Raw genomic sequence first — 26,850 nt, forward strand, 5'->3', positions numbered from 1 at the left:
AAGAAAGCTCATCACCGTCCTCAACGCCATGCTCAAAACAAACACAGCCTTCCAGACATGACCCCAAACGACACAGTTGCCGGATCGGCGCCGCTATGCTCTGTCCGGGATGACCAACCGCTTCGACTTGAACGCGAAATGATCGAACTGTCCTTTCGAGACGCCATTTCTGCGAAATGGCTCCTCAGGTGAGGGTTCGGAGAAGGAAACGCTACGGCGTGATCCCGAAGAGCAAAGACGGCGCGTCCGCCTTCAGCACTATGCCGACACGGCGGTTGAAGGCGAGATAGGGATTGTCCTTGACCAGCGCCTCGGTGTCGCCCTTGCCGGTGACCGAGGCGAAGCGCTCGTTTGGCACACCGGCATTGGCGAGGATCTCGCGGACCGCTCCGGCCCGGCCGACGGACAGCGTCCATGGGTCGCCCTCGGGGGCGGCTCCGGGGCGCGGTGTCGCGGTGTGGCCTGATATTGCGATCTTGTTGGGCATGCGCCGCAGCGTCGGCGCGACCGCGGCCAGCACCTTGCGCATGCGCTCGTTGGGCTGGACCGAACCTTCGGCGAACATGGCGCGGCCGTCCTGATCGACCAGCTGGATATCGATGCCGGCCTCGGAAACCTCGACCAGAATGTTGCGCGAGATCTCGGCGATCTCCGGCATCTCGCGCAGGGCCTGGCGCAGCGAGGCTGCGGCGAGCGCAAAGCCGCGGTCATGCGTCGCTGCGATCAGGCCGTCTTCCTTCTGGGTGTTCTGGTTGGGCGCGGTGTTGTCGGAGGCGTCATCGAGCGGACGCACATAGGCATTCTTGATGTGCGTCTTGGTTGGAATGCCGTCGAGCTCGACGATACCGGCGAGACGGACGTCCTTTTGCGTGCCGAAGGCCTCCCGCATCGAGCCGGCGACGATCTGGAGCTTCTGCTTGTCCTGGCTCGAATAGGCCGCGACCATGACGAAGAACGCCATCAGCAGCGCCATCAGATCGGCGAAGGTCACGAACCAGCCGTGACCGCCATGGGCGCCGCGTTTCTTTTTCGCCATCGCTAGGCCCTGATCATGCCGCTGCGGCCATCTCTGCGCGATGGTGATCTGGCAGATAGGCAAGCAGCATTTCACGCACGAGGGTCGGGCTCTTGGCGTCGCGCATCTGCAGCACGCCGTCGATGATCAGCGTGCGCGAGATCTCCTCCTCCTCCAGCTTGATGTGCAGCTTGTCGGCGATCGGGAGGGTGAACATATTGGCGACCATCGCGCCGTAAAGCGTTGCCAGCAGCGCCGTTGCCATGGCCGGGCCGAGCTTGGACGGGTCGCTCATATTGGCGAACATCGTCACCATGCCCAGAATCGTGCCGATCATGCCCCAGGCCGGGGCGCAGTCGCCGATGGCGCGGTAGACCTTGGAGCCTTCGTCGAGCCGCTGCAGGAAGTTGTCGCGGTCGCGCTCCATCGTGTCGCGGATGAAGTCCTTGTCGTAGCCGTCGGCGATGTAGCGCAGGCCCTGGGCCAGGAAGGGATCGGAGACCTGGACGTTTTCCAGCGCGACCGGGCCGCTCTTGCGCGCGATTTCGGCGACGCGCGTGATCTCGTCGATCAGCTCGCGCGGGTGGATCGAGCGCATGGTGAAGGCGAAGCGGAGGCCCATCGGGAGGCCGTGGGCGATGACCGAAAAGGGAAAGCGCAGCATCGTCGCCGCAGAGGCGCCGCCGAAAATGATGATCGCGGCGTGCTTGTCCCAATAGGCGGCGAAGTTGCCGCCATCGATCATGATGAGCGCGACGATCGTGGCGATGCCGCCGATAATGCCCGCGCCGGTTGCGATATCCATGGAAAGCACCCTGATGCGCGCGACGCACCGGAGCTGGCGGTCGGCTCTTCGCAGTGGAAACCATAAGAGGGGTGGATTGAACGAAGCCTTAAGGTTCAGGCCTTGTTCGCGCGATGCGGTCGGTTAAGAGTTGGCCGATGTCATTGTTCTCGATCTACGCCCGCGTCCTCGGAGAGCTTGGCCCTGAAAAGCGGCTCGGCCTGATCCTGGCGTTCGCCAACATCCTGCTCGCGGCGGCCGCTTTCGCCGAGCCGATGCTGTTTGGCGCGCTGATCGACAAATTGTCGTCGGTGCAGGGGGCCGGCCATAAGCTCGCCTGGAGCGATCTCAACACGCTGATCCTGGCCTGGGTGGGCTTTGGCCTGTTCTCGATCGCAGCCAGCGTCTTCGTTTCCCTGCAGGCCGACAGGCTGGCGCATCGGCGCCGGCTCGCCGTGATGGCGAATTATTTCGAACACGCGCTGACCCTACCGCTGGCCTATCACACGCAGACCCATTCCGGCCGCGTGCTCAAGGTCATGCTCGACGGCACCAGCGGCATGTGGGCGCTGTGGCTGTCCTTCTTCCGCGAGCATTGCGCCAGCCTGGTCGCGCTGTTCATCCTGCTGCCCTTCACCTTGTGGAAGAACTGGCAGCTCGGGCTGCTGCTGATCTCGCTCGTCGTGCTGTTCGGCTCGCTGACGGCCTATGTGCTGCGCAAGACCGACAAGCTGCAGAGCAATGTCGAGGCCTATCATTCGAACCTCGCCGAACGGGCCTCGGACGCGCTCGGCAACGTGCCGGTGATCCAGAGCTTCACCCGGATCGAGGCCGAGGTGCGCGGCTTGCGCTCGACCATCGCCAATCTGCTCGAGGCGCAGCTGCCCGTGCTGTCCTGGTGGGCGATCGCGACGGTGGCGACGCGCGCCTCGGCGACCCTGACCGTGCTCGCGATTTTCGTCGTCGGCGCATGGCTGCTGATGCAGGGGCTCACCACCGTCGGCGAGATCGTCACCTTCATGGGCTTCGCGACCATGCTGGTCGGGCGTCTCGAGCAGATCGTCGCCTTCGTGAACTTCATCTTCATGCAGGCGCCGAAGATGCGCGAGTTCTTCGCGGTGCTGGATACGTTGCCGGCTGTGCGCGATCTGGCCACCGCAAAGGATGCCGGCCGGCTCGCAGGGGCCGTCGCCTTCGAGGATGTGTCCTTCTCCTATGATGGCAAGCGCGCGGCCGTGCGCGATGTCTCCTTTGCGGTGAAGCCGGGCGAAACCATCGCCATCGTCGGCTCGACCGGCTCTGGCAAATCGACGACGCTCGGGCTGCTGCATCGCGCCTTCGATCCGCAGTCTGGCCGCATCACCGTCGACGGGATGGATATCCGCGACATCTCGCTGATCTCGCTGCGCCGGAACATCGGCGTGGTCTTCCAGGAGCCGATGTTGTTCGCGCGCTCGATCCGCGAGAATCTCACTGTCGGCAAGCCCGACGCGACCGATGCCGAGATGATGGAGGCGCTCGACCGGGCCCAGGCCAGCGAGGTGATGGCGCGCCAGAGCGAGGGGTTGGACACGCTGGTCGGAGAGCGCGGCCGCACGCTGTCGGGCGGCGAGCGCCAGCGTCTCTCGATCGCCCGCGCGCTCCTGAAGAACCCGCCGATCCTGATCCTCGACGAGGCGACCTCGGCTCTGGACGCAGCGACCGAGGTCAAGCTCCAGAAGGCGCTGGAAGAGGTGATGAAGGGCCGCACCACCTTCGTCATCGCCCACCGCCTCGCCACCATCCGCAACGCCGATCGTATTCTGGTGTTCGAACACGGCGAGGTGCTGGAAATGGGCTCCTTCGAGGAACTCGTCGCCAAGGGCGGTCGCTTTGCCGCGCTGGCGCGGGCGCAATACCTCGTGACCGACAAGGCTCCGGAGAAGGCGCCGGTCGAAGTCGAGGTGGTGAGCCCGCTGGGCCAGAAGATCGACGTCGATTGACGCGCTGGCGGGCGGCCGCGCGCTGGATCGACTACCCCCGAGGTAGTCGACCGGAGGCGGCGGCCCAAGCATCATCATTCGCAGCGGTGGCCTTGCCGCCCCATGTGAATGATGGAGAAGACCAATGGCTTCCTATGCAATCGGCCGGCTTCGTGATGTGCGGCTCGGGCCGCAAATTGTCGCCTATCTCGAGCGCATCGATGCCACGCTGGCGCCTTTCGGCGGCCGCTTCCTGATCCATGGCGACCCGCCGGAGGTGCTGGAAGGCGCCTGGACCGGCGATCTCATCGTCATCGCCTTTCCCGATCGCACGCAGGCGAGAGCATGGTACGCGTCGCCGGCCTATCGGGCTATCCTGCCGCTGCGGACGGGGAACTCCGTCGGTGACGTCATCCTGATCGACGGCGTTTGCGAAACGCATCGAGCGGTCGACGTGCTCAAGTCGGCTGCCTCCGAAAGCGCGGCATGAGCGCGCGGAAGCGCGGTTTTGGTTCGGTGCCGAACGAAAACGTGCTTCATGGGTTGGATATCGTAAGACTATCCTCCCGACGGCCGGTTTTCTGCCGCCGGTTCCCCGAGCCAAGTCATTTCCGCCCACGCTGTTTTTGAAAGAGTACCGATTTCGTGTCGAGCATGATCATCCGCCTCGTCTGCGCTTGGGCGACTGTCGCCGCATTCCAGCTCTTCGGAGGCAGTTTTCTCGGCCAGCTCGGCGCGCCGCTGGTCTCGGCCCTGATCTTCGTGTGGCTCCTGGGTGTCATCATCTGGGCGGCGTTCGGGGTGGTGCATGAAGCGGAGATCCTCGCGACCCGGTTCGGAGAGCCCTACGGCACGCTGATCCTGACCCTCTCGATCGTGATCATCGAGGTCGCGCTTATTTCCGCCGTGATGCTCGGCGCCAAGGGCGCGCCGACGCTTGGTCGCGACACCATGTTCGCCGTTCTGATGATCGTGCTCAATGGCGTCGTCGGCATTGGCCTGCTGCTCGGTGGCCAGCGTCATTTTGCGCAGAGTTATAATCTGAAGGGGGCCTCGTCCTATCTGGCGGTCATCATTCCCTTGACGGTCATTCCGCTGGTGCTTCCCAACTTCACGACCTCGACTGCGAACGGCACGCTGACGACGCTGCAATCGGTCAGCTTCTCGGTGTTCACGGTGGCGCTATATGGCGCCTTCCTCGTGCTCCAGACCGGACGCCACCGCACATTCTTCCAGGAGCCGACCCGAGATCAGGCTCCGAAAGCGCGCACTGCCGGAGAAGAGGACGGCTTCGAGGAGGACGATCATGGCCATCCTGATCCCGGCGGCGCGACCTTGACGCATGTCGCGCTCCTGCTGGCCAACATCCTGCCGATCGTCATCCTGGCCAAAAGTCTGGCCACCGTGCTCGATTTCGGCATCATCAAGCTTGGCGCGCCGGTTGCGCTCGGCGGAATTCTGATCGCGATGGTCGTGTTCACGCCGGAATGCATCGCGGCGCTGCGCGCGATCACCGCCAACCAGCTCCAGCGCGCCATCAATCTGTGCCTTGGCGCGGCGGCGTCGACGCTCGGGCTGACCGTGCCTGCCGTGCTGGCTATCGGCCTGTATACCGGTCAGGAGGTCGTGCTCGGCCTTTCCGGCACCAACATGATCATCCTCGCCATGACGCTGCTGCTGAGCACCCTGACCTTCACAGGCACGCGCACGACGATGCTGGAAGGTGCGGTGCACCTCTCCGTGTTCTTCGTCTTCCTGGTGCTGGTGTTCAGCCCCTGAACCTGCGCGTGCCGCGTCAGGCGGCGAGCTCGGCCTCGACAAAGGCTCTGACCTCGTCGGCTGCGACGCCGGGCGCGATGAAGCTCTTGCCAATGCCGCGCGCCAGGATGAAGGTCAGCACGCCGCGCTTGACCTTCTTGTCCTGCGCCATGGCCGAGACGATCTCCTCCGCATTGCCCGCTCCGCCGGGAACCTGCTGAAGACTGCTCGGCAGGCCGACCGCATCGAGATGGCGCGAGACGCGCAGTGCATCCTGACCGGGGCAGAGATCAAGCCGCTGCGAGAAGCGGAAGGCGAGGGCGAGCCCGATCGAGACCGCCTCGCCATGGACCAGTCGCTTGGAATCGTAACCCGTCAGGCGCTCCAGCGCATGGGCGAAGGTGTGGCCGAGATTGAGCAGGGCCCTGTCGCCCTCCTCGCGCTCGTCGCGGGCGACGATCGCTGCCTTGGCGCGGCAGGAGACCGCCACCGCATGGTCGCGTTCGGGCCCGCCGGCGAGGATGCGGCTCCAGTTGGCTTCGCACCAATCGAAGAAGTCGGGATCGTTGATCAGGCCGTATTTCACCACCTCGGCATATCCCGCCTTGAACTCGCGCTCGCTGAGCGTGTCCAGCAAGGCGGTGTCGGCGATGACGAGCGCCGGCTGGTGGAAGGCGCCGATCAGGTTCTTGCCATGCGACGAGTTGATGCCGGTCTTGCCGCCGACCGAGGAATCGACCTGGGACAAAAGCGTCGTCGGCACCTGCACGAAGCGCACGCCACGCCGCAGTACAGCCGCGGCAAAGCCGGTGAGATCACCCACGACGCCGCCGCCCAGCGCGATGACGAGGTCGTTGCGCTCGATCTTGGCCTCCAGCAGCGCGTCGCAAAGACCGACGAACTGAGCATAGGATTTCGAGGCCTCGCCGGGCGGGATCGTGATCCGCGTCGTCGCGATGCCTTCCTGATGCAGGCAGGTTTCGAATGCCGGCGCGTGCAGTTCCGCGACGCTCTCGTCGGTGACCAGCGCTGCCTTGGCACCGGGTGCGAAAGCGGCGATCAGCGCGGCGGCCTCGCAAAGCTGGTGGCGGCCGATATGGATGTCGTAGGCGCGTCCCTCCAGCGCGACGGACACCACGATCCGTGCGCCAGGAGCTTCTTTCGTCTTGGTGGTCATGGCGTGTCCGATCTGCCGGGTGTCGCGCGCAAGTGCTGCTCGAGCGCAGCGACGGCGTCGGCGACGACGACATCATGGGGGGCGTCGCGCGACATCAGCGTCAAATCCGCCAGAGCATAGAACGGTTCACGCTCGGCCAACATGTGGCGCAGGGTCTCCTCGGGGTCGGCGGTCTGGAGCAGCGGCCGGTTCGAGCGCTTGCGGACGCGACGCATCAGTACATCGGCCTCTGCCTTGAGCCAGATCGAGATGCCGTATTGCGCGATGCGCGCGCGCGTCTCCGCGTTCATGAAAGCGCCACCGCCAGTCGCCAGCACCAATGGCGCACGCGTCATCAGGATGCGGCTGATCACCCGGCGCTCGCCGTCGCGGAACTCGGTTTCGCCGCGCTGCGCGAAAATCTCCGGGATCGTCATGTCGGCGGCGGTCTCGATCTCGGTGTCCGCATCGACGAAGGGAAGGCCGAGGCGTGAGCTCAGGCGCCGTCCAACGGAGCTCTTGCCCGAGCCCATCATGCCGACCAGCACGATGGCGCGCTGGCCGAGCGCGGCGCGCAACTCCGTGTGATCAAGGCTCTCGATGGGTTCGGCTATGGTCATTATGGCATTTCCTCAGGAGCGCGTTTAGCATGAGTGATCACGTGACGTCATGCCCTCCGCGCGGCGGATTCGTCTGGTGTCGTGACGCATTTGCTCTTGCGTCCCGCATCCGGCCTCGGGAATAACCGCCCGGTTCCGTCTCGCATGGTTTTGCCCTGGGGCAGCGAGAGAGTTCGAGGGCCGCCTGCCGTGCCGACACTGTTCCGATTCGTCGCTTTCGTCGCCATCCTCGGCGGGCTGGTCTTTGGCGGCATGATCGCGCTCGTGACCTTCGTCCAGCCGGTGCCGCGCGAGATGGTCGAGATCGTGCCGCCTGCCAAATTGCAGCCGCGATGAGCCGGCTGGCGCGCGCAAGGCTCGTCACCTTCCTCGACATGCTCGCAGCCGAGCGTGGCGCCGCCCGCAACACGCTCGAAGCCTATGAGCGTGATATCGACGACTATCTCGAGTTTCTGGGTGGACGGGGCCTGGGCGATGTCACGGCCGATGATATCCGCGGCTGGCTCGGCGACATTGCGGCGCGCGGATTGAAGGCGTCGTCGGCGGCGCGGCGGCTTTCCGCTGTGCGCCAGTTCCACCGTTTCCTCTATACCGAGGGCCTTTCCGCCAACGATCCCTCCGCCGCCATCGAAGGGCCGCGTCAGGGCCGCCCCCTGCCGAAGGTGATCTCGGTTGCGGATGTCGACAGGCTGATCGAGACCGCCCGGCTGATGTCCGAGCAGGAAGGGCTGTCGAAGGCGGCCCGGCTCAAGGCTCTGCGCATGCGCTGCCTGATCGAAATGCTCTACGCCACGGGTCTGCGCGTTTCGGAGCTGATAGCGCTGCCGCTATCGGCCGCGACGACGCGCGAGCGCTTTCTCGTCGTGCGCGGCAAGGGCGACAAGGACAGGCTGGTGCCGTTGAACGATGCGGCGCGCGATGCCGCCCGCGCCTGGCTTGCGGCGTTGCGCGATACGGGCGTCAGCGACGGCCGCTGGCTGTTTCCCTCCGACGGGGAGAGCGGGCATCTGACCCGGCAGGCCTTTGGCCGCGATCTGAAGAGTCTGGCTGGCGCTGCTGGCCTTTCGGCCTCGGCCTTGAGCCCGCATGTGCTGCGCCACGCCTTTGCCAGTCACCTGCTGCAGAACGGCGCCGATCTGCGCGTGGTGCAGGAGTTGCTGGGGCATGCCGATATCGCGACGACGCAGATCTACACCCATGTTCTCGACGACCGGCTGAAGAGCATGGTGCGCGATCTGCACCCGCTGGCGGATGATCTCGAATCTCACCAAAAGTGAGACTGAAAGATTCAGAAGGTCCGGTTCCGGGCGACGATCCAGGGTCCGCTCCTGGCGCAACGGAGCCCCGGTAAAGCTCAATGCGGCGATCTGGGTAACGAACAAGTCGGTTAGCTGGGCTTCCGATCTCCTACGAGGATCTCGACGAAGCGCGCCGCCAGTCGGGTCAAAGGCCGGCTCCGCACCGTCATCAGGCATATCGTGATCGGCAGTTCCGGCGTCACATCCAGCCTGACCAACCCCTCGAAGCGCTGGGCCTGGGTCAGCAGGCTGTCGATCAAGATGACATCGCCCTGGCGCGCCAGCAGATGGGCGGCGGAAATGCTATAAGGCACGGTCATGAAAGGCGCATAGGCGATACCGGCCTGCTCATGGGCGCGGGCGATCAGCCATCCCAGCGGCGATTTCTCGCGATCGAAGCAAATCAGCCGCCGGTCGCTGAGCTCGGGCAGGCTAACCCGGCCGCGATGGGCCAGCGGGTCGTCCTCGCGCACAACGGCGATGATCGAGGCCTGCGCGAAGGGTGTCAGGGCGATGTCGTCGGTGACGCGGGGCGAGAACATCACACCGAGATCGGCAGCGCCCTTCGACAGCTCCGTCGGCGCATCACCCATGATCAGCTCGATGCGAGCCTGGGGATAGTCCGTCACCAGCCGCCGGATCGCCTGCGCGATGAGCCCCTGGCCGATACTGGGCGTCGATGCGATCCGCAGCGGCAGGGCGCGCCCGGATCGCACGTCGCCGACGGCTCCACGCAAGGCGCGCCACTCCTGCTCGACATGGCCCAGCGCCGACATCAGGCTCTGGGCCTCGGGACGCAGGACGAGGCGGCCATCGCTGCGATCGAAGACCGGAACGCCGAGGGCCACTTCGCTGCGGGCGATAATCTTGCTGACGGCCGACTGCGTCAGGTGAAGCTGCCGCGCAGCCTCGACGGTGGTGCCGCAACGGTCGACGGCGCGCAGCACGGTCGCGTGAGATGGCGTCAATGCCTTCATGCGCCCGCTCCCACGAGATGCTCTAGCAGGACGCGCGCAGCATAGTCGAGCGGCGCGCTGTCACGGTGATGCGCGAAGGCCGTGACGAGGGGGCTCTCGTCGAGCGGCCGCACCGCCAGCCCTTGCGTCAGACCGCTGCTGATGACGAAGCCGTCGACGAGGGCGATGCCGACGCCCTCGCGCGCCAAGTGGCAGGCGGTGTCGGTGTGACGGACGGTGATCGCGATCCAGTCCGACAGGCCGATCCGGCCCAGTGCGTCCTGAAAGCTGTCGGCCAGGCTGATGCCATCGGGCCCATAACTGATCAGACGCTGGCCTTCGAGCGCCTCGCGCGACAGCTTGTCATAGGCAGCGAGCGGATGCGTCTCGTCGAGCACGCAGACGAGCGGACTGCTGCGCAGCACAATATCCCGCAATCCTTCCGTCGCCATCGGGCCGTAGGAAATCGCGAGATCGACTTCATTGGCGCTGAGGTGATCGCGGACGTGGTCGAACATCACTTCGACGGCGGCCCGGTCGGCCAGGTCGCGGCGCGCACCGGCGATGGCCGGTGGCAGGATGCTGTGCGCCAGTCCAGGCACGGTCGCGATCCGCAGGCGATCGGCCATGCCGACGCGGATCATATCAGCTTCATGATGGGCCCGGCGCAAGGCGCCGAAGGCCGGCCGGGCGAGCCGGTTCAATTCCAGCGCCTCGGGCGTCGGGGTCAGCCGCCCCTGGACGATCGCGACGAGGCTGAGATCGAGCTCCCTTTCGGCCAGGTGCAACGCCTTGATCACAGCGGACTGGCTGACGCCGAGCCCTTGCGCAGCTTCGCCGGTGCCGCCAAGCCGGACGAAGGCGTCGATCACCTGCAGCGCACCCAGCTTCATCTAGGCTATTCCATTTAGTTGATAATCTCGCCCAATGTTTCATTTGCGAGACTAGGTGCGCCTGTGGAAGGTTGCAAGCTGCCGCCGAGGCAGAGCGGCCAAGATCAGGGGATCTCGATGACCACATTCCGTTCCATGGTGTCGGCTGCCGCGCTTGCGCTCTCGATTTTCGGTCCGGCTCTCACCGCCGCGCCCTCCAGCGCCTTGGCTCAGGGCGTCCTCAAGTTGGCGCAGACGCAGGACCTTGTTTCGCTCGATCCGATCGCCACCAGCGACAACCCGTCGATCCACGCCCAACTCCTGATCTACGACACCTTGCTGCGCCCAAGCACGGACGCCACCAAGCTGGAGCCCGGCCTCGCTGAGAGCTGGACCGTGAGCGAGGACGGCCTGACCTATACCTTCAAGCTCAGGGCGGCGAAGTTCTCGGACGGCACGCCTGTCACCGCCGCCGATGTCGCGTTTTCGCTGAAGCGCGCCGGCAGCGACGCGTCGAGCTGGAAGCGATTCTTCGCCGGGATCGGTGCCATCGAGACGCCCGACGAGCGCACCGTCGTGCTCAAGCTCAAGACCGTGTTCACGCCGCTGCTCAACAACCTCGCCCTGTTCTCCTCGGCGATCCTGCCGCAGAAGGCGTTCGAGGCGGCTCCCGACAAGTTCTTCGAGAAGCCGATCGGCTCCGGCCCCTTCACCGTGGCGGCCTGGAACAAGGGGCAAGCGCTCTCGCTGAAGAAGAACGCGCATTACTGGCAGGCAGGCAAGCCGAGCCTCGACGGCGCCGAGATCCTCGTCCTGCCCGAGGGCAACAGCCGTGTGCTGAAGCTGCAGGCCGGCGAGATCGACGCCGCGCTCGAGATCCCGCTCAACCAGATGCAGAGCCTCGGCCGCGCTGGCACCATCAAGACCGCCGTCGCGAATGTACTGCGCACCGATTTCGTGCTGCTGAACACCAAGAAGAAGCCCTTCGACGATGCCCGCGTCCGGCAGGCGCTGAACTACGCCATCGACAAGGAAGGTCTGGTCAAGGCGCTGCTCTACGGCGCCGGCAAGGTGGCGAACTCGCCGATGCCGCTGATGGCCTATGCCGATCCCGATCTGAAGCCCTATGCGCATGACATCGCCAAGGCCAAGGCCCTGCTCAAGGAAGCGGGCTATGGCGACGGCTTCAAGACCTCGCTCCTGGTGCATTCGGGCCGGCCATTGCACCGCCAGGTCGGTCAGGCGCTGCAGAGCGCGCTCGCGCAGATCGGCGTCACCGCCGAAATCCGCCTCGTCGAGGGCGGCACGCATTGGTCGACCACCAAGGCCGGCGACTACGAGATGGCCGTCTCCTACGCCTCCAGCGACACGATCGACCCTGACCAGATGGCCGGCTTCCTGATCGTCAACCCGGAGCGCGCCAACGCCTACCACACCGAGTGGAAGAACGAGCGCGTCAACGAACTTTACGCGAAGGAGCGCGCCGCCAAGGACGGGCCCGAGCGCGGCGCGATGTTCAGGGAGATGGTCAAGCTCTCGCATGAGGGCGCCCCGTCGATCTTCCTGTTCTATCCCGGCACGCCTTACGCGCATCGCAGCAATGTCAGCGGCTTCGAAGTGCTGCCGACCGGCAATTTCCGCCTCGAAGACGTCAAGTTGAAGTGAGGAAGGGGCGTTCTCCGGCTGCCCTGCTCCCTGGCCTGCAGCCATGCTGACCTACATCCTCAAGCGGTTCGTCCAGCTCGTCCCGGTGCTGCTCGGCATCACGCTGGCCTGCTTCTTCCTGCTGCGGGCGTTGCCGGGAGACCCGGCGACGCTGCTTCTGGGCGCGCGCGGCGGTCCCGAAGAGATCGCGCTGATGAAGCAGCGGCTCGGGTTCGACCTGCCGTTGTGGCGGCAATACCTGCTCTTCCTCGGCGACATCCTGTCCGGCAGCCTCGGCCGTTCGGTCGTCTACGGCCAGCCGGTGATCTCGCTGGTACTGGAGCGCCTGCCGGCGACGCTGTGGCTCGTGGCCTATTCGACCGTGATCGCGATCGTGCTAACGATCCCGCTGGCGCTGTGGTCGGCAGTCAAGCGCGACCGGGCGCCGGATATCCTGGTCAAGCTCGTCTTCACGGTCCTGCTCGCGATCCCCTCCTTCTGGCTCGGGCTCGTGCTGGTCATGATCCTTGCCATCTGGGTGCCGCTGTTTCCGACCTCCGGCTACGGCACCGGCCTCTTCTCGCGCCTGCATCACCTGACGCTGCCGGCCTTCGTGATCGCGTTGGCGACGGCCTCGCTGACGATCCGCAGCCTGCGCAGCGGCATCCTCAACGTGCTCGGCTCGGACTATGTCACCACCGCCCGCGCCAAGGGCAACACGACCGGGCGCACCATGCGTGTCCATGTGCTGCCGAACGCGCTGATCAGCTCGATCTCGGTGCTCGGCGCCCATACCAGCTGGGTGATCGGCGGGACGGTGGTGATCGAGACCGTCTTCGCGCTGCCCGGTCTCGGTTCGCTCTTCGTCGAGTCGATCTTCGCCCGCGACTACCCAATGATCCAGGGGCTGACAATCGTCTTCGCCGTGCTGGTCGTCCTGATCAATCTCGCGACGGACATCGCCTATGCGCTGGCCGATCCGCGCATCAGGCTGGATTGAAGCGATGAGCCAACGCCGCCTCGATCCGACGCTTCTCGTCGGCCTCGTCATGCTCCTGCTGCTCGCCCTGCTCATCGGACTCGGGCAGGTCTGGACCCCGCATGACCCGTTCCTGGTCGATTACGGCAACACGCTGCAACCGCCTTCCGCCAAGCATTGGTTCGGCACCGACGATCTCGGCCGCGACGTCGCATCGCGGGTGATGGCCGGCGGCCTGGTCGACCTGCGGGTCGCGCTCATCTGCGTCATCGCGCCGGCGCTTCTCGGTATCGCGATCGGCGCGCTTGCAGGCTTCGTCGGCGGGCGGGTCGACACCGTGATCATGCGGATCACCGACGTCTTCTGGGCCTTTCCCTTCCATGTGCTGGTGATCGCCATCGTCGGCGTGCTCGGGCCGGGCGAGGCCAATCTCTATCTCGCCTTCCTGCTGGTGAACTGGATCTCGTTCGCCCGCATCACCCGCGGCGAGGTGCTGGTGCTGCGCGAGCTCGAATATGTGCAGGCGGCGCGCAGCTTCGGCTCCACCGATAGCCGCATCATCGCCGCGCATATCCTGCCCAATGCGGTGACGCCGGCGATCGTCTACGCCATGGCGGATGTCGTGCTGACGATCCTGGCCGTGACCTCGCTCTCCTTCCTCGGCCTCGGCATCCAGCCGCCAACGCCGGAATGGGGACTGATGATCGCCGACGGGCGCCAGTTCATGTTCGACGCCTGGTGGATCGCGACTGCTCCCGGCCTCGCCATCATCTACACCGGCGTAACCTTCGCCCTGATCGGCGAAGGCCTCGACACCGCGCTCCGTCCCAAGGGCTGACCCATCTTCCAGACCGACCTACCTCGCGAGACGACCATGAGCTTCTTCACCGACAGTTCCGACCTCCAGCGGATCGGCGCCCTGATCGAGGCCCATGCGGCCCCGATCTATGCGGCGCGCAACATCCCCTTCACGCAGTTCGCCTATGTACTGACCCAGCCCGGCCAGGAGGGCGCCGCCAAACCCAAGGGCGCCGCGCTCCGGCAGGATTGGCGTGCCTATCCCTGTTCGCTGGTAAAGGTGTTCCATCTCGTCGCCGCGCAATTGCGGCTGGAGGACGGGCGGCTCTCCGCCCATGGCGAGCTCGACCGAGCCATGCGCGACATGATCCTGTGGTCGTCCAATTCCGCGACGAACTACATCATCGACCTGCTCACCGGCACGACCGGCGATACGCTGCTGAGCGACGCGGAGATGAGCGCCTGGTGCGAGCGCCGCGAGGAGATCAACCGGATCTTCGCCGGGCTGGGCTGGCCGGAACTCGCCGGCATCAACCTCAACCAGAAACTGATGGACGATCTACGCTACGGCCGGGAGAAGGTCGCGCTCGATCGTTCGGCAGCCGGGCATAACTGCCTGACGCCGATCGCCATGGCACGGTTGATGAACGAGATCTTCAGCGACTCCGCCCTGTTGCCGCCGGCGCGCCGCGCTGTCATCCGCGACTATCTCGCCCGCGACGCCAACGATCCCGACCGCGGCCGCGGCGCCTATCAATTGCTCGGCTATCTCGGCGACGCGCTGCCGGAGGGTACTCGAATCTGGTCCAAGGCGGGACGGACACGCTGGCTCGGCGACGACCGCGCCTCCTTCCGCCGGCACGACATGCTGCGTGCGATCCTGCCCAACGGGCAGGAATTCCAGCTCACGGTCTTCACCCAGGGCGAGGCCATCGCCGAGGACGACACCTTCCTGCCCGGAATCGGTGCGCTGGTCGCGACCGCGGTGTCGTCTCTCTCGCGGGAAGGGTCCTAATGCCGTCCGCAGCTCTGGAGTGACTGGTGCCTATTCAGCGCCGACCTCCGGACGTAAAGTTCGCAATGTCCGGTTTCAGACCAATGCTCAATGTCCGAAAATGGCGGCCCTCAGCAGAAGTCGAGATGATGCGCTGCGCTACGATTGGCGCTGTGGCGACGGTTCCCGCAGACGAATCTGCCGAAAGCATCATCTCAGGAGGTCATCGTTAGGAATCGATTGTCAGGCGCCCAAACATTATTTTTCGCCGATCGCCAGATTGATCGCGCCAAATAGCTCCGTATTGAGCAGTGGTTTCGTAAGAACCGCAGTGATGGCTTTAGATTCAGGGCGTTCCAAAATCCTGCTGGTATTTGCCGTAATCACGATTGTTGGAATGTGGATTCCGGCGGTCATCAAATGCTGGATCAGCTCTATACCGGTCATACCGGGCATCTGCACGTCGACGATCAGGCATGCAGGTGTCTTACCGGTGAGCGATGCTAGGAAGTCGCTAGCGGATTCATAGGCGTAGGTTTGGTACCCGCGAACTCGCAACGTCCGGCTCAAGGATTTTAATACGGACGGATCATCGTCCACGATCGCAATGCAAGTCAGCTCTTGCGCCATGCGCACAAAATGCAGCTATTACTGCCGGCTGTCGACCTGACCGTTGGGCCAGTACCATCACCTAAGTGGCAATGCCGGCCTTCTGCGCGATTCGCAGGAGATCGGTGACGGAGCGGACGCCAAGCTTTCTCGTAATCGCGCTGCGGTGAAATTTTATAGTTTTTTCGACTGTCCCCAGATCGCTAGCGATCTGCTTGTTGAGCTTTCCGACCACGACGTGAGTTAGCACTTCGCGCTCGCGTGGGGTCAGAGTTGCTATTCTAGCTTCAATGGACGTCAACTCGGCTTGAGCCTGGCGCGCCCGGTCATCCAATTCCTCCGCGCGCTGTATCGCTCCAATCAGATTGCTGACGCTCACGGGCTTGGTGAGGAAATCCACGGCACCTGCCCTCATGGCACGAACGGTGGTCGGAATGTCGCCCTTGCCAGTCAGGAAAATGATAGGCCGATCTACTCCCGCAGCCGACAATGCGTGCTGCAGCTCGAGACCGTCTAGACCCGGCATGGAGACATCTAACACGGCGCAGCCGGGAACCGACGCATCGTGATGGTTCAGGAAGTCCCGCGGCGATGTGTAGGCCTCGGCGTTGTAGCCTTTCACCCGCACGAGCCGCGACAACGCCTTGACCACCCTGGCATCGTCATCGACCAGAAAGACTGTGAACATGTCACTGGGCCGCGATAAGCAACGAGCGCACCGGAAGCGAAATCATCGCGACGGCCCCGCCAAAGTTATCGTTCGAGAGTTCGATGTTGCCGCCATGCGCCTCGATGATTGTCGAACAGATCGGCAATCCCAGGCCGAGGCCGTGGGCTTTGGTCGTATAAAACGGCTCGAAAATACGGCTCTCTCCCGCGGGTGGGATGCCGGGACCGCAATCCTTTACCCGTACAACGATTGCATTCGCTCGCCACAGAAGCGTCGACACAGTGACGAGTCTTTGCGCCACCGCCGTTGAAGCCATTGCATCCATCGCATTCATCACCAGGTTAAGCAGGACCTGTTGCAATTGCACCGGATCCCCGATCGTCGTGGGCAATGATTGTGTTAAATCCAGCTTGACGCTGATCCTACGGCTAATCAATTCATTGTTCAGCAACCTGAGCGTCGACGTGACCAGTTCATTGACGTCGACTGACGCGATCGTCGCCTGATCCTTCTTCAGCAGGTTGCGGAGGCGCTGGATGACCTCGCTGGCCCGGCGGTTGTCGTCAACGATATCCTGGAAGACGTCGCGGATCTCGATTAGGTCCGGGGTGTCCGCCGCAACTAGGTCCAGTCCCGTTTCCGCATTCGACTGGATCGCGGTCAACGGCTGGTTGATTTCATGCGCAATCGCACCTGAAAGTTCGCCGAGCACGGAAACGCGCATGAGATGGGCAACTTCCTGCCGCTGCAGGGCGGTCTCAATTTCAGCCGTCTTCTGTTCGGTGATGTCGACGAAAACGCCGCTCAACTGCTTCGGCGCGCCTTGGTCGTTGGGGTGGAAGCGTGCCCGAATCCGGATCCAGCGCTGCTTTCCATCCCGCGCGACGCGAACATCGGTGACTGCTGATTGATCCTCTCTCGACGCCTTGCTGAACGAGGCGAGAGCCGTTTCACGATCCTCAGGAAGGATTGCGGTCAGGAACGCCTCCCGGGTGAGCGGAATGCCGCTCCCGAGGCCGAACAGCACCCGAGAATGCTCCGTCGCCCACAGCTCGCTGGTTTCGCGATCGAATTGCCAGATGCCAATATTCACGGACGCGGCCGCCAAGGTCATGCGCTCTTCGCTCTCCTTAAGCAGTGTCTCGGCACGGCGACGCCTGCGTCTTTGGATCAGCAGCGCGGCGGCGACGCTCGTCTGCAAGGCGAACATGAAAACCGAAGCGAGCACGAGATTGCGATGCGCCTCCCAAATCGTCGGGGCTTTGAACAGGACGATCGTGCCCGTTGGAAGATTACTTTCGCGAAGGTTCCAGCGTTGCAGTGCTCTTGCATCGACCCTGAAGGCTTGTCCCGGACTGACGCTGGGCGGAATGGTGGCGGGGTCTTTGCCGCCCATGATATCCAAGGTCAGGTCTGCGGCAGCGGTGCCAATCGATTCAAATGTATCGACGGAGCCGCCTATAACGCCGTTACCGAGGAAAGTGTCATAGGGCGAGTAGGTCGGGGCGGGAGAAAGAGCTGCAAGCGCAGTGGCGACTTCGACGGGGACAAAGGCCTTGCCCGAGCCATCAAGGAAAACTGTCAAGATGATGACGATTGCGTCGGGAGGAACGCGTTTCAACTCCGCGACAAGCGCGTCATAGGATAGTTCGAAAAGGTAGGTCGTCTCGAACCTGTCGCCGCGCCCACCCATCAGGGTCCGCGCTTGAGTCTGCCATCGGCGGTCGACACCGCCGCTCCCTGCTATGAACACGACCTGGCGTGAGCTGGGCTGCAGCGCTTCCGCCAATGCAAGTGTCTTCGCCAAGTCAAATTCCGTTAGGATCCCTGTCATGTCAGGTGGGGGCCGCGATGCCGAAAAATTGGCGGGCGAGATTCCTGCGAAAACGACCGGGACCGAGGGCGTGATGGCCTCGCGATGCTTGACAATGAACGGTAAAGCCGAGCTGCCGAGTGCAATCACAACATCAGGCTGCTCGCCGCTATATTTTTCACGAAGGAACGAGACAAGGCGATCCTCGTGGCCCGGCCCTGAATGACGGGCGAGGTCAAGGAACTCTGCGGCGATCTCGAGTTTGTGCTCGGAGCGTTCGAGTAGTCGTTTGCGAACAGCGTCTCCGCTAATCGTTGTGGCAGGGAAAGCGTGATTGAATGCATGCAGCATCAGGACGCGCCGAGGTCGTTCCTCTGCGCGAACGCCAGACGATGAGATCACGATTATAAGAAAAAGCACGACTTCCGGCTTCCGGAAGGCATGCGTCACGACACGCCAAAGACCACGAAACGGTGCCTTCATGTCTCCAGATCGCAATCCTAAGGCATTTCACTCTATGAGCCTACGGGCGCTCTAATCACAGTCACAAATTGCTAAGTCAGGGCAATTCGCGACGTAGAAAGTTGGGGAATTACGTCAGAATTTAAATAAAAACACTCGAATACCGAGGCTTTGAACGAACCCGGAATAACCCAGCGTAGCAGGCAATGGGACCCGGGTCATCCGGATACTGGGCCTTGGTCCAGTAGATGGCTGCTGCTTTACCCGGTACCCCTGCTTTGGTGAAAATCCCGCTGAACGTGGGAGCGCTGTAGCAAATACTGCGGAGACCTGCCTCCACGGGCGTCTTCGCGTCCCGCTCCCTGTAAATGCGGCTGTAAGTCGCTCGGCTTGGCACCAAACGAAGGAAATATCCAATGCGCAGCGTTACGCTTGTCTCCGCTATCATGGCAGCATTAATCGGAACCGTTTCGGCTACACAAGCGCAGGTCGGATTGAATACCTATGCCGACTCCAAGGGCTTCATTGATGTTCAGAAGCTGACCTGCGCCCAGCTTGCCGGAACCTTCCAGGAAGACGCCGATTTCCTCGGGGTCTGGTACAGTGGCTGGTATAACGGCCTTGCCAAGAAGCACGCCATCAACATGCCTCGCGCCAAAGAGGGCATCCATGAGGTCATCGTCCATTGCAAGGCGAACCCGACCAAGCGGGTCATCCAGGCCATCGATTTCGTTCTGAAGAGTGAGAAAAAGGGTCGATAGGCGCGGCACGGCGGATGGGAGACCCCGATATGACGATGGCCTTGCACGCTTCTGCTGCAGAAACAGGAGCCGTCGGGATCACAGTGCCGATGGTCTTCATCGCTGGCGGCACTTTTCATATGGGGTCTGACTCGCACTACCCCGAAGAAGCGCCGGTCCACCGCGCCACCGTCGACAGCTTCTGGATGGACCGCACGCCGGTCACAAACCGCCAGTTCAAGCAGTTCGTCCGCGCGACCGGGCACGTCACCTTCGCCGAGAAAGAGCCTGATCGCACCAACTACCCGAGCGCACTGCCGGATATGCTGTTCGCCGGCTCGCTTACGTTCACGCAGCCATCGCGTCCGGTCGACCGGCGCGACCTGCGAGAATGGTGGACGCTGCTGAAAGGCGCGGATTGGCGGCATCCATACGGCCCCAAGAGCAACATCAACGCGCTCGACAATCACCCCGTCGTGCATGTCACCTTCGCCGACGCACTCGCTTTCGCGCACTGGGCTGGCAAGGAGCTGCCAACCGAAGCGGAATGGGAGTTCGCCGCGCGGGGTGGGCTGGATCGTGCCGAATACGCTTGGGGTGACGAGTTGACGCCTGGAGGCAAGCACCTTGCCAATACCTGGCAGGGCGAGTTTCCGCAGCAGAACCTGACAGCCGACGGCTTTGACCGCACGTCGCCGGTGACCGCGTTCCCGCCCAACGGCTACGGCCTGCACGACATGATTGGCAATGTCTGGGAGTGGACCACCGACTGGTACTCGCCCAGACATACGGCCGATGCTCCCAAGGCCTGTTGCATCCCGGTGAACCCGCGCGGCGGGCGCGAAACCGAGAGCTTCGATCCGGCGCTGCCGAAGATCAAAATTCCACGCAAGGTCATCAAGGGCGGCTCGCATCTCTGCGCGCCGAACTATTGCCGCCGTTACCGCCCTGCTGCGCGCCACGCGGAGCCGGTCGACACGTCCACGAGCCATCTCGGATTCCGATGCATCACGCGCGGAACCTCCGGTGCATCTTCGTAAGAGGAGGAGAACCATATGTTTGACTGCTTATTGAAGGAAGCGGCGCCGGATCCCACGGAAGGCGTGAGGCACAGGTTCAGTGGCTGGCGTTCGAGATCCTGCGCCGCCTTTGTCGGGGCGACGACGTGGGCGTTGCTCGGACTGACCGGCACTGCGCAAGCACAGGCTCAGCCTGCGCCGACCCAGCAACGGCCCAACATCATCATGATCGTGTCGGATGATACGGGCTATGGCGATCTCGGACCCTATGGCGGCGGCATCGGCCGTGGCATGCCGACCCCCAACATCGACAAGCTGGCGGCGGAGGGGATGACATTCTTTTCCTTCTACGCCCAGCCGAGCTGCACGCCCGGCCGGGCCGCCATGCAGACCGGCCGCATCCCAAACCGCAGCGGCATGACCACCGTGGCCTTCCAGGGCCAGGGTGGCGGTCTGCCAGCAGCTGAGTGGACGCTGGCTTCCGTGCTCAAGACCGGCGGCTACAAGACCTTCTTCACCGGCAAATGGCATCTGGGCGAGGCCGACTACGCAATGCCCAATGCGCAGGGCTATGACGAGATGAAGTATTGCGGCCTCTATCATCTCAACGCCTACACCTATGCCGACCCGACCTGGTTCCCGGACATGGCGCCGGAGCTTAGGGCGATGTTTCAGCGGGTGACGAAGGGCGCCTTATCGGGCAATGCCGGGCAGCCGGCGCGGGAGGAGTTCAAGATTAACGGCCAGTATGTCGATACGCCGGTCATCAACGGGCGCGAAGGCGTTGTCGGCATCCCCTTCTTCGACGGCTACGTCGAAAAGGCGGCGCTTGAGTACATCGACCGCAACGCGAACTCGGCCGAGCCGCTCTTCATGAGCATCAATTTCATGAAGGTGCATCAGCCGAACCTGCCGCACCCGGACTACATCCATAAATCCATGTCCAAGAGCAAGTACGCCGACTCGGTGCTCGAGCTCGACTCGCGCATCGGCCGCATCATGGACAAGGTCCGCGCCAACCCCAGGCTGGCCGGTAATACGCTGGTGTTCTACACGACGGATAATGGTGCCTGGCAGGATGTCTACCCCGACGCCGGCTATACCCCGTTCCGCGGCACCAAGGGCACCGTGCGCGAGGGCGGCAACCGCGTCCCCGCGATCGCCTGGATGCCTGGCAAGATCGCGCCCAATGCGAAGAACCACGAGATCACCGGTGGTCTCGATCTGATGGCGACCTTCGCCTCCGTCGGAGGCGTCCGGCTGCCGACGCAGGATCGTGCCAACCAACCGATCGTCTTCGACAGCTTTGACCTTTCGCCGGTCCTGTTCGGCACGGGTCCCTCACCGCGCACATCGTGGTTCTACTTTACCGAGGATGAGCTTTCGCCCGGCGCCGCGCGCATCGGCAACTACAAGGCCGTCTTCAACCTGCGCGGCGACAACGGCGCCTCGACCGGCGGCCTCGCCGTCGACTCTAATCTCGGCTGGAAGGGAGCGGAGAAATACGTCGCGACGGTGCCGCAGGTGTTCGACCTCTGGCAGGATCCCCAGGAGCGTTACGACATCTTCATGAACAACTACACCGAGCGCACCTGGACCATGGTGACCATCAGCGAGGCAATCAAGAACCTGATGAAAACCTATGTGCAGTACCCGCCGCGCAAATTGCAAAGCGAGGTTTACACGGGGCCGCTGACGCTCTCCGATTACGAGAAGTTCCAGAGCGTTCGCGAGGTGCTCGAGAAGGAAGGGATCAAAATGCCGATGCCGACCGGGAACTGATCGCAACAGCGGCAACAATCCAGCCGGGCCGCCCCATCTCGGAGTGCGGCTCGGTGATCCGAATGCGCAGGCTTGTCACAGAGGAGGCGATTATGACGACCGCTCGACTGATAGCTTTCACGATCTTGTCTGGCATGGCCTTGTCAGGCTGCCAGACACCGCAGGCCCGCCAGGCGCAACTCGCCACGATTTGTGCGGATCCGGTCAACCGGCAGCCCGGGAACTTCTACTTCAACGAATGCCAGTCGATTAAACCTTCGACCAGTCGGCAGCTTCAAAAGGACTATACGCTCGGCGCCCCGACTGGTGATGACTGAGGCTCATCTTCTACGTCGCTGAGGGTTGAACCTTTCATCCGACTGCCGCCCGCTTTTGCCTGGACCGGTTTTCCATGTCGGCACCCAGGCTGGTTGGGCGCAGGCCAGATGCCTCTGCATGGCGCATGCGATGCCGTTTGACTGATCTTGTTCGCAACACGGATATCGGAAGGAGGCAACCATGAAGCCAATCAGATCCTCTGGGGATCTCAGTCGTCGCGTCCTGCTAAACGCCCTGGCAACTCTGCCGACTGTTCTGGTACCCCTATCTCTCACGTCTTCGTCGGCCTACGCGCAGACCGACCCGCTGTCATCCTGGAATGACGGCCCGACCAAGGCCTCGATCACCGGTTTCGTCGCGCGCGTCACCACTCAAGGCGGACCCGACTACGTTGCTCCGACAGAGCGCATCGCGGTCTTCGACAATGACGGGACGCTGTGGGCCGAGCAGCCAATGTACGTCCAACTCGCGTTCATACTCGATCGCGTCAAGGCGCTTTCCCCGCAGAACCCGGGCTGGAAAACGAAACAGCCTTTCAAGGCCGTGCTCGAAGGCGACATGCGGGCGCTGGCTGCCTCCGGCGAGCAGGGCTTGATGCAACTCATTGCAACCACCCATGGAGGAATGACGTCGGACGAATTTGCCAAGATTGCAACCGACTGGCTTGAAACCGCGCGCCATCCGCGTTTCAAACGTCCCTATACCGAGTTGGTCTACCAGCCGATGCTGGAGCTGCTCTCCTACCTCCGGGCCAATGGCTTTAAGACCTATATTGCGTCCGGCGGCGGCGTCGAGTTCATGCGACCATGGACCGAAAGGGTCTACGGCATCCCGCCAGAGCAGGTTCTCGGATCCTCCATCAAAACGAAATTCGAAATGCGGGACGGCCGGCCCAGCATCGTCCGTCTGCAGCAGATCAACTTCATCGACGACAAAGCCGGTAAGCCCATCGGTATCAATCAGCAGATCGGACGCCGGCCGATCGCCGCCTTCGGTAATTCCGACGGCGATCTCGAAATGCTTCAATGGACAACGATGTCCGGCGGGGTGCGCTTTGGGCTGGTCGTTCACCACACCGACTCCGACCGCGAATTTGCCTACGACCGCCAGGCCCATTTCGGAAAACTGGACAAGGCGCTCGACGCCGCGGCCGTTAACAAATGGACCGTGGTCGACATGAAGAGAGACTGGAAGAAGGTCTTTCCGTTCCAGGAATAGCGGGGTGGCGGGGGCGCAACGACGGGACCGAGGCGGAGCGAAGAGATTGCGGAGCACGGAGAAGACGCGACGAAGCGTTGCAGGCCTCCTGGGCATCGAAAGCGCTGCATCGCGCGCTCGCGCTTTCGGAGCGGCAGGTGCGAGTTCTCGGCCCGGTTGTTGAGGCCCTCTGCGCGCGATGCTCGATCGCCGGCATAATCTGGCGGCGACCCCGGATCGCGTTCGAGAGCCGGATGCGCTGGCGCATGAGCATCACCCGAATCCGATCGTGACTGCCAGACCACGCTCTCCTCCATCTTTACGAGAGCCTATGCTCCCGCGGGGCTGGAGAGCCGTCCACAGCATCAAAAGCAGACGCTGCCTGGAAGCCGACCATCCGGCCCGCAACATGATGTCTATCGGCCGTCCATTCGGTCGAGCGGTATACGTGGCAGCGTATACGAGCACTTCGTCCAGCCGCGCTCGCGATGTCGCCGCTAAACACTCGACGCCCTAGGCGCGCGCGCCAACGCATGATCGTCTGCCTGAAGCAAGAGCGGCTAGTTCACGACAAGGCTGGCGAGCTCGGCAAGTGGATGTCCGCAGCCCTCAACGCGATAGGGCGCTTGACCGCCCAAAACAATCATGACAACGTCATCATTGTAAATGACAACGATTTCATAGCGGCCAACAGGCTGCGGAGTGGCGCTGCATGCTGTCTGCCGACCAGCAATCAACTGACTCTGAACGGCCCGAGGCGGCGGCCCTGCCGATCGTGCTCGAAGGGGTCGAGAAGTTTTACGGCGGCATGCAGGCGATCGCGCCGGTGAGCCTCACGCTCGCCGGGGGTGAGGCGGTTAGCATCGTCGGCCCCAGCGGCTGCGGAAAGAGCACGCTGATGCGCTTGATCGCCGGGCTCGATCAACCGTCCGGCGGCGAGATCCGCATCGGCGAGACGGTCGTCGCCGCACCCGTTGCAGATATGGGCATCGTGTTTCAGCGTGACCTGCTGCTCGACTGGCGCAACGTGTTGGACAACGTGCTCCTGCCAGCCGAGATCAAGGGATTGCAGGGCATGACGCCACGCGCGCTCGAGCTGCTGCGCGAGCTCGACGTCGCGGATTTCGCAAAGTCCTATCCCTGGCAATTGTCGGGGGGCATGCGGCAGCGGGTCGCCATCGCGCGGGCGCTGCTGGCCCATCCCGGCCTGATCTTTCTTGACGAGCCTTTCAGCGCGCTCGATGCGCTGACGCGCGATCAGATGAATGTGCTTCTCCAGCAGGTTCAGGCCAGCCGCAATGCCACGACTCTGTTGATCACGCACAGCATCTCAGAGGCGATCTTCTGCGCCGACAGGGTGATCGTCATGTCCGGCCGACCCGGAATGATCCTCGACGACATCCGCGTGCCCTTCGAACGGCCCCGGCGCCTCGCGATACGCGAAACCGCCGAGTTCACCGCCATCGGGCGACGGATCCGCGAGCACTTCGAAAGAGCGGGGGACCTCGTCGGATGAACATCGACACCCAGCCATTGGCCGTCCGGAACTCGCGCCCAAAACCGAACACCCAGCAGACGAGCGTGCTCGATCTCGCCGGCGGCATGCTTTGGCCGCTTCTGAGCGGCGCCATCGGACTTGGGCTCTGGGAAGGCATGGTCCGGGCCTTCCGCGTCCCTGTCTTCATGGTCCCGGCGCCGAGCCAGATCGTGCTGACGATCATGGAACACTGGCAATACCTGCTCACGCAGTTGGCGATCACCACATTTGCCGCAGGTCTTGGCCTGATCCTGGCCGTTACCTTCGGGCTTTTAGCCGGCGCGGCGATTGCCGGCTCGCGGCTGGTCGACCGGATGCTGACGCCGTGGCTCGTCATTGCTCATGCTGTACCGAAGGTGGTGATCGCGCCGCTTTTTCTGGTGTGGTTCGGTTTCGGTCTGCAGAGCGAAGTGTTCTTCGTCGTCGCGTTCACCTTCTTCCCGGTCATCGTCAATACGGTATCGGGCCTGAAGTCGGCTGACCCCGAACAACTCGTCATGGTCCGCGCGATGGGGGCCACCCCCGCGCAAACGCTGCGGAAAATTCAATTCCCGAGCGCGCTGCCAAGCATCTGTGCCGGTGTGAAGCTTGCTGTGACGCTCGCGCCGGTGGGGGCCGTAATCGGCGAGTTCGTGGCGTCGAACAAAGGCCTCGGCCATCTCCTCATCAGGGCGGTTGGCGACATGGATACTCCGCTCGCTTTCGCAGCGGTCACGGTTTTCTCGATCTTCGGTGTGCTGCTGTGGCGCGCCGCGGAATGGGTCGAGAGCCGTGTGCTGCCCTGGCATCCGAGCCAACGCGCTTCATTCCTGCTGCGTAACGCCAGCACCTGACAGATGGGAGAGAGCACGATGACCCGACGCATTCCGCTTATCGCGGCAAGCCTTCGCACCGTTCTGCGAGCCGGCACCCTCGCCGCCGCAACCTGGGCCGCAAGCCCGGTGGCCGCCCAACCGCTCACCCCTGTCAAGGTTCTGCTCGACTGGGCCTGGCTACCCTACCACGCGCCTTTCCTGATCGCGCAGGAGCGTGGCTTCTACAAGGAGGCCGGCCTCGACGTCGCGCTCGAACAGGGCCGCGGCTCGGCCACCACGGCGCTGTTGCTGTCGCAGGGCGGCTTCGACATCGCTCATCTCAACATCACCAACGCAGCCCAGATGATCGGTAAGGGCGGAACGCTCAAGGTCGTGGCCCTCTACCAGCACAAGACGGCTGCGGCCTTCATCGGCATCAAGGGCAAAGTCAAACTGGAGGGCGCGCAATCCTTGAAAGGCATCAAGATCGGCAGCACCCCTGGCGGTTCCGATGCGTTGAGCTTGCGCATCTTTGCGCGCGCCAACGGCATGAAGACCACCGATCTCAATGTGGTTTCGCTTGATTCCAACGCGAAGACTACTGCTCTTTTCGGCAATACGATCGACGTCGTCAGCGGCGACAGCCCAGCCTATAATTCCTATGTCCGCGCAACCGCCCAGGAGCCGGAAACGTTCCTTCTTGCAGATGCCGGCGTGCCTCTGCTCGGCTTCGGGTTCGCAGCAAACAACGCCTACCTGACCAAGAATCCAGAGATCGTTCGCAAGTTCCTGGCAGCAACCAAGCGCGGCTTCATCGAGGCCGCCAAGGATAACAAGGCCGCCTGCGAACTGATCCAAGCCAAGGTCCATCTGGCAGGAACGGTCGAACGATGCGTCGACTACAATCAGGGCTTGCTCGCGCTTTCGACGCAGCCGGGCGCTCCGGATTGGGGCCTTCAGTCCGAGGAGGAGTGGACGAAGCTTCTTGCAACGCTCAAATCCGTCGGCGAATTGCCCGGCGACGACCGCCCGGCATCCGCGTTCTACACCAACGAATTCCTGCCGAAGTGACCG

Annotated in this window: 27 protein-coding genes and 1 pseudogene; 18 read left to right on the forward strand and 10 right to left on the reverse strand. The window is 63.3% G+C overall.

The genetic code is table 11. From position 1 onward, the window contains the following. Nucleotides 1–192 (forward strand): hypothetical protein (locus C4S73_RS28530; RefSeq protein ID WP_210201406.1); only part of this gene is annotated, 192 nt, incomplete at its 5' end. A gap of 19 nt (nt 193–211) precedes the next feature. Here the strand turns inward: C4S73_RS28530 and C4S73_RS22705 are convergent. Together C4S73_RS22705 and C4S73_RS22710 are read right to left on the reverse strand one after the other, a co-directional pair. Beyond that, nucleotides 212–1,036: an OmpA/MotB family protein gene (locus C4S73_RS22705; protein ID WP_103874881.1), complete on the reverse strand. Its 825-nt coding sequence runs from the start codon at nt 1,034–1,036 to the stop codon at nt 212–214. Between the two features lie 13 nt (nt 1,037–1,049). Next, nucleotides 1,050–1,820 carry a motility protein A gene (locus C4S73_RS22710; RefSeq protein WP_103874882.1) on the reverse strand — a complete coding sequence of 257 codons (771 nt, stop codon included), beginning with the start codon at nt 1,818–1,820 and terminating at the stop codon, nt 1,050–1,052. A 137-nt stretch (nt 1,821–1,957) separates the two neighbouring features. On the opposite strand from C4S73_RS22710, the gene C4S73_RS22715 reads away from it, so the two are divergent. From C4S73_RS22715 to C4S73_RS22725, 3 genes are all read left to right on the forward strand, one after another. After that, the gene (locus C4S73_RS22715) at nt 1,958–3,781 is read left to right on the forward strand and encodes a glucan ABC transporter ATP-binding protein/ permease (RefSeq protein ID WP_103874883.1); all 1,824 of its coding nucleotides are present in this window, start codon (nt 1,958–1,960) and stop codon (nt 3,779–3,781) included. A gap of 124 nt (nt 3,782–3,905) precedes the next feature. Then, nucleotides 3,906–4,250, forward strand: a complete 345-nt coding sequence (locus C4S73_RS22720; RefSeq protein WP_103874884.1) for a DUF1330 domain-containing protein — start codon at nt 3,906–3,908, stop codon at nt 4,248–4,250. Between the two features lie 164 nt (nt 4,251–4,414). Beyond that, entirely contained in the window at nt 4,415–5,539 is a 1,125-nt protein-coding gene (locus C4S73_RS22725) for a calcium:cation antiporter (RefSeq protein ID WP_103874885.1), read from the forward strand. Between the two features lie 16 nt (nt 5,540–5,555). Here the strand turns inward: C4S73_RS22725 and aroB are convergent, their stop codons facing one another. Both aroB and C4S73_RS22735 read right to left on the reverse strand, forming a co-directional pair. Beyond that, nucleotides 5,556–6,695: a 3-dehydroquinate synthase gene (aroB, locus tag C4S73_RS22730; protein ID WP_103874886.1), complete on the reverse strand. Its 1,140-nt coding sequence runs from the start codon at nt 6,693–6,695 to the stop codon at nt 5,556–5,558. Next, the gene (locus C4S73_RS22735; RefSeq protein ID WP_425290369.1) at nt 6,692–7,297 is read right to left on the reverse strand and encodes a shikimate kinase; all 606 of its coding nucleotides are present in this window, start codon (nt 7,295–7,297) and stop codon (nt 6,692–6,694) included. Before C4S73_RS22735 ends, aroB begins: the two co-directional genes overlap by 4 nt. Nucleotides 7,298–7,483: 186 nt before the next feature. Between C4S73_RS22735 and C4S73_RS22740 the strand changes: the two genes are divergently transcribed. Together C4S73_RS22740 and C4S73_RS22745 are read left to right on the forward strand one after the other, a co-directional pair. Next, nucleotides 7,484–7,630: a histidine kinase gene (locus tag C4S73_RS22740; protein ID WP_103874888.1), complete on the forward strand. Its 147-nt coding sequence runs from the start codon at nt 7,484–7,486 to the stop codon at nt 7,628–7,630. Next, entirely contained in the window at nt 7,627–8,571 is a 945-nt protein-coding gene (locus tag C4S73_RS22745) for a site-specific tyrosine recombinase XerD (protein ID WP_103874889.1), read from the forward strand. Before C4S73_RS22740 ends, C4S73_RS22745 begins: the two co-directional genes overlap by 4 nt. A gap of 110 nt (nt 8,572–8,681) precedes the next feature. On the opposite strand, the gene C4S73_RS22750 is transcribed toward C4S73_RS22745, so the two are convergent. Together C4S73_RS22750 and C4S73_RS22755 are read right to left on the reverse strand one after the other, a co-directional pair. Continuing rightward, a complete protein-coding gene (locus tag C4S73_RS22750; protein ID WP_103874890.1) occupies nt 8,682–9,569 on the reverse strand; it encodes a LysR family transcriptional regulator in 888 nt (295 codons plus the stop codon). Continuing rightward, on the reverse strand, nt 9,566–10,441 hold the full coding sequence (locus tag C4S73_RS22755) for a LysR family transcriptional regulator (RefSeq protein WP_103874891.1): 876 nt from the start codon (nt 10,439–10,441) through the stop codon (nt 9,566–9,568). The genes C4S73_RS22750 and C4S73_RS22755 overlap by 4 nt, the downstream gene beginning before the upstream one ends. Before the next feature lie 117 nt (nt 10,442–10,558). On the opposite strand from C4S73_RS22755, the gene C4S73_RS22760 reads away from it, so the two are divergent. From C4S73_RS22760 to C4S73_RS22775, 4 genes are read left to right on the forward strand one after another with little or no spacing between them, the layout of a single operon-like run. After that, complete coding sequence (locus tag C4S73_RS22760) at nt 10,559–12,085, forward strand: ABC transporter substrate-binding protein (RefSeq protein WP_103875028.1); 1,527 nt, start codon at nt 10,559–10,561, stop codon at nt 12,083–12,085. A 43-nt stretch (nt 12,086–12,128) separates the two neighbouring features. Continuing rightward, nucleotides 12,129–13,064, forward strand: coding sequence for an ABC transporter permease (locus C4S73_RS22765; RefSeq protein WP_103874892.1), 936 nt, complete (start codon nt 12,129–12,131; stop codon nt 13,062–13,064). Nucleotides 13,065–13,068: 4 nt separating this feature from the next. Next, nucleotides 13,069–13,881: an ABC transporter permease gene (locus C4S73_RS22770; RefSeq protein ID WP_103875029.1), complete on the forward strand. Its 813-nt coding sequence runs from the start codon at nt 13,069–13,071 to the stop codon at nt 13,879–13,881. A gap of 36 nt (nt 13,882–13,917) precedes the next feature. After that, nucleotides 13,918–14,856: a serine hydrolase gene (locus tag C4S73_RS22775; protein WP_103874893.1), complete on the forward strand. Its 939-nt coding sequence runs from the start codon at nt 13,918–13,920 to the stop codon at nt 14,854–14,856. 237 nt (nt 14,857–15,093) lie between these two features. Here the strand turns inward: C4S73_RS22775 and C4S73_RS22780 are convergent, their stop codons facing one another. From C4S73_RS22780 to C4S73_RS22790, 3 genes are all read right to left on the reverse strand, one after another. Beyond that, nucleotides 15,094–15,465: a response regulator transcription factor gene (locus C4S73_RS22780; protein WP_103874894.1), complete on the reverse strand. Its 372-nt coding sequence runs from the start codon at nt 15,463–15,465 to the stop codon at nt 15,094–15,096. 61 nt (nt 15,466–15,526) lie between these two features. Continuing rightward, the gene (locus tag C4S73_RS22785) at nt 15,527–16,132 is read right to left on the reverse strand and encodes a response regulator transcription factor (protein WP_103874895.1); all 606 of its coding nucleotides are present in this window, start codon (nt 16,130–16,132) and stop codon (nt 15,527–15,529) included. 1 nt (nt 16,133) lies between these two features. Next, the gene (locus C4S73_RS22790) at nt 16,134–18,278 is read right to left on the reverse strand and encodes a sensor histidine kinase (RefSeq protein WP_160115880.1); all 2,145 of its coding nucleotides are present in this window, start codon (nt 18,276–18,278) and stop codon (nt 16,134–16,136) included. 527 nt (nt 18,279–18,805) lie between these two features. On the opposite strand from C4S73_RS22790, the gene C4S73_RS22795 reads away from it, so the two are divergent. The 5 genes from C4S73_RS22795 (at nt 18,806) to C4S73_RS22815 (ending at nt 23,466) form a co-directional block, all read left to right on the forward strand. Next, entirely contained in the window at nt 18,806–19,150 is a 345-nt protein-coding gene (locus C4S73_RS22795; RefSeq protein ID WP_103874897.1) for an HdeA/HdeB family chaperone, read from the forward strand. A 29-nt stretch (nt 19,151–19,179) separates the two neighbouring features. After that, nucleotides 19,180–20,169 carry a formylglycine-generating enzyme family protein gene (locus C4S73_RS22800; RefSeq protein WP_244595737.1) on the forward strand — a complete coding sequence of 330 codons (990 nt, stop codon included), beginning with the start codon at nt 19,180–19,182 and terminating at the stop codon, nt 20,167–20,169. A gap of 15 nt (nt 20,170–20,184) precedes the next feature. Then, nucleotides 20,185–21,930 (forward strand): arylsulfatase, encoded by a 1,746-nt coding sequence (locus tag C4S73_RS22805; protein ID WP_103874899.1) that lies wholly within the window; start codon nt 20,185–20,187, stop codon nt 21,928–21,930. Nucleotides 21,931–22,022: 92 nt separating this feature from the next. Next, complete coding sequence (locus C4S73_RS22810) at nt 22,023–22,247, forward strand: hypothetical protein (RefSeq protein WP_146071470.1); 225 nt, start codon at nt 22,023–22,025, stop codon at nt 22,245–22,247. A gap of 181 nt (nt 22,248–22,428) precedes the next feature. Continuing rightward, the gene (locus C4S73_RS22815; protein ID WP_103874901.1) at nt 22,429–23,466 is read left to right on the forward strand and encodes an HAD family hydrolase; all 1,038 of its coding nucleotides are present in this window, start codon (nt 22,429–22,431) and stop codon (nt 23,464–23,466) included. Nucleotides 23,467–23,472: 6 nt separating this feature from the next. Here the strand turns inward: C4S73_RS22815 and C4S73_RS22820 are convergent. Further along, nucleotides 23,473–23,674: pseudogene (locus tag C4S73_RS22820) on the reverse strand (DDE-type integrase/transposase/recombinase); the annotation flags it as partial. Nucleotides 23,675–24,157: 483 nt separating this feature from the next. Here C4S73_RS22820 and C4S73_RS22825 point away from each other — a divergent pair. The 3 genes from C4S73_RS22825 to C4S73_RS22835 are packed head-to-tail and all read left to right on the forward strand — an operon-like array spanning nt 24,158 to nt 26,847. Beyond that, entirely contained in the window at nt 24,158–24,961 is an 804-nt protein-coding gene (locus tag C4S73_RS22825) for an ABC transporter ATP-binding protein (RefSeq protein WP_103874902.1), read from the forward strand. Further along, a complete protein-coding gene (locus C4S73_RS22830; RefSeq protein ID WP_103874903.1) occupies nt 24,958–25,815 on the forward strand; it encodes an ABC transporter permease in 858 nt (285 codons plus the stop codon). Before C4S73_RS22825 ends, C4S73_RS22830 begins: the two co-directional genes overlap by 4 nt. A gap of 18 nt (nt 25,816–25,833) precedes the next feature. Then, nucleotides 25,834–26,847, forward strand: a complete 1,014-nt coding sequence (locus tag C4S73_RS22835) for an ABC transporter substrate-binding protein (RefSeq protein ID WP_160115881.1) — start codon at nt 25,834–25,836, stop codon at nt 26,845–26,847. Nucleotides 26,848–26,850: the final 3 nt, after the last annotated feature.

The organism is Allobosea lathyri (assembly GCF_900108245.1).
GTDB classification, from domain to species: domain Bacteria; phylum Pseudomonadota; class Alphaproteobacteria; order Rhizobiales; family Beijerinckiaceae; genus Allobosea; species Allobosea lathyri.

What these genes read in the sequence shown, in the direction of transcription:
- C4S73_RS22800 (WP_244595737.1), top strand. Translation starts at nt 19,180, where the DNA reads ATGACGATGGCCTTGCACGCTTCTGCTGCAGAAACAGGAGCCGTCGGG.
- C4S73_RS22825 (WP_103874902.1), top strand. Translation starts at nt 24,158, where the DNA reads ATGCTGTCTGCCGACCAGCAATCAACTGACTCTGAACGGCCCGAGGCG.
- C4S73_RS22720 (WP_103874884.1), top strand. Translation starts at nt 3,906, where the DNA reads ATGGCTTCCTATGCAATCGGCCGGCTTCGTGATGTGCGGCTCGGGCCG.
- C4S73_RS22705 (WP_103874881.1), bottom strand. Translation starts at nt 1,036, where the DNA reads ATGGCGAAAAAGAAACGCGGCGCCCATGGCGGTCACGGCTGGTTCGTG.
- C4S73_RS22725 (WP_103874885.1), top strand. Translation starts at nt 4,415, where the DNA reads ATGATCATCCGCCTCGTCTGCGCTTGGGCGACTGTCGCCGCATTCCAG.
- C4S73_RS22835 (WP_160115881.1), top strand. Translation starts at nt 25,834, where the DNA reads ATGACCCGACGCATTCCGCTTATCGCGGCAAGCCTTCGCACCGTTCTG.
- C4S73_RS22765 (WP_103874892.1), top strand. Translation starts at nt 12,129, where the DNA reads ATGCTGACCTACATCCTCAAGCGGTTCGTCCAGCTCGTCCCGGTGCTG.
- C4S73_RS22790 (WP_160115880.1), bottom strand. Translation starts at nt 18,278, where the DNA reads ATGCTGCATGCATTCAATCACGCTTTCCCTGCCACAACGATTAGCGGA.
- C4S73_RS22775 (WP_103874893.1), top strand. Translation starts at nt 13,918, where the DNA reads ATGAGCTTCTTCACCGACAGTTCCGACCTCCAGCGGATCGGCGCCCTG.
- C4S73_RS22770 (WP_103875029.1), top strand. Translation starts at nt 13,069, where the DNA reads ATGAGCCAACGCCGCCTCGATCCGACGCTTCTCGTCGGCCTCGTCATG.
- C4S73_RS22710 (WP_103874882.1), bottom strand. Translation starts at nt 1,820, where the DNA reads ATGGATATCGCAACCGGCGCGGGCATTATCGGCGGCATCGCCACGATC.
- C4S73_RS22755 (WP_103874891.1), bottom strand. Translation starts at nt 10,441, where the DNA reads ATGAAGCTGGGTGCGCTGCAGGTGATCGACGCCTTCGTCCGGCTTGGC.
- C4S73_RS22810 (WP_146071470.1), top strand. Translation starts at nt 22,023, where the DNA reads ATGACGACCGCTCGACTGATAGCTTTCACGATCTTGTCTGGCATGGCC.
- C4S73_RS22760 (WP_103875028.1), top strand. Translation starts at nt 10,559, where the DNA reads ATGACCACATTCCGTTCCATGGTGTCGGCTGCCGCGCTTGCGCTCTCG.
- aroB (WP_103874886.1), bottom strand. Translation starts at nt 6,695, where the DNA reads ATGACCACCAAGACGAAAGAAGCTCCTGGCGCACGGATCGTGGTGTCC.
- C4S73_RS22795 (WP_103874897.1), top strand. Translation starts at nt 18,806, where the DNA reads ATGCGCAGCGTTACGCTTGTCTCCGCTATCATGGCAGCATTAATCGGA.
- C4S73_RS22785 (WP_103874895.1), bottom strand. Translation starts at nt 16,132, where the DNA reads ATGTTCACAGTCTTTCTGGTCGATGACGATGCCAGGGTGGTCAAGGCG.
- C4S73_RS22750 (WP_103874890.1), bottom strand. Translation starts at nt 9,569, where the DNA reads ATGAAGGCATTGACGCCATCTCACGCGACCGTGCTGCGCGCCGTCGAC.
- C4S73_RS22745 (WP_103874889.1), top strand. Translation starts at nt 7,627, where the DNA reads ATGAGCCGGCTGGCGCGCGCAAGGCTCGTCACCTTCCTCGACATGCTC.
- C4S73_RS22780 (WP_103874894.1), bottom strand. Translation starts at nt 15,465, where the DNA reads ATGGCGCAAGAGCTGACTTGCATTGCGATCGTGGACGATGATCCGTCC.
- C4S73_RS22815 (WP_103874901.1), top strand. Translation starts at nt 22,429, where the DNA reads ATGAAGCCAATCAGATCCTCTGGGGATCTCAGTCGTCGCGTCCTGCTA.
- C4S73_RS22830 (WP_103874903.1), top strand. Translation starts at nt 24,958, where the DNA reads ATGAACATCGACACCCAGCCATTGGCCGTCCGGAACTCGCGCCCAAAA.
- C4S73_RS22715 (WP_103874883.1), top strand. Translation starts at nt 1,958, where the DNA reads ATGTCATTGTTCTCGATCTACGCCCGCGTCCTCGGAGAGCTTGGCCCT.
- C4S73_RS22805 (WP_103874899.1), top strand. Translation starts at nt 20,185, where the DNA reads ATGTTTGACTGCTTATTGAAGGAAGCGGCGCCGGATCCCACGGAAGGC.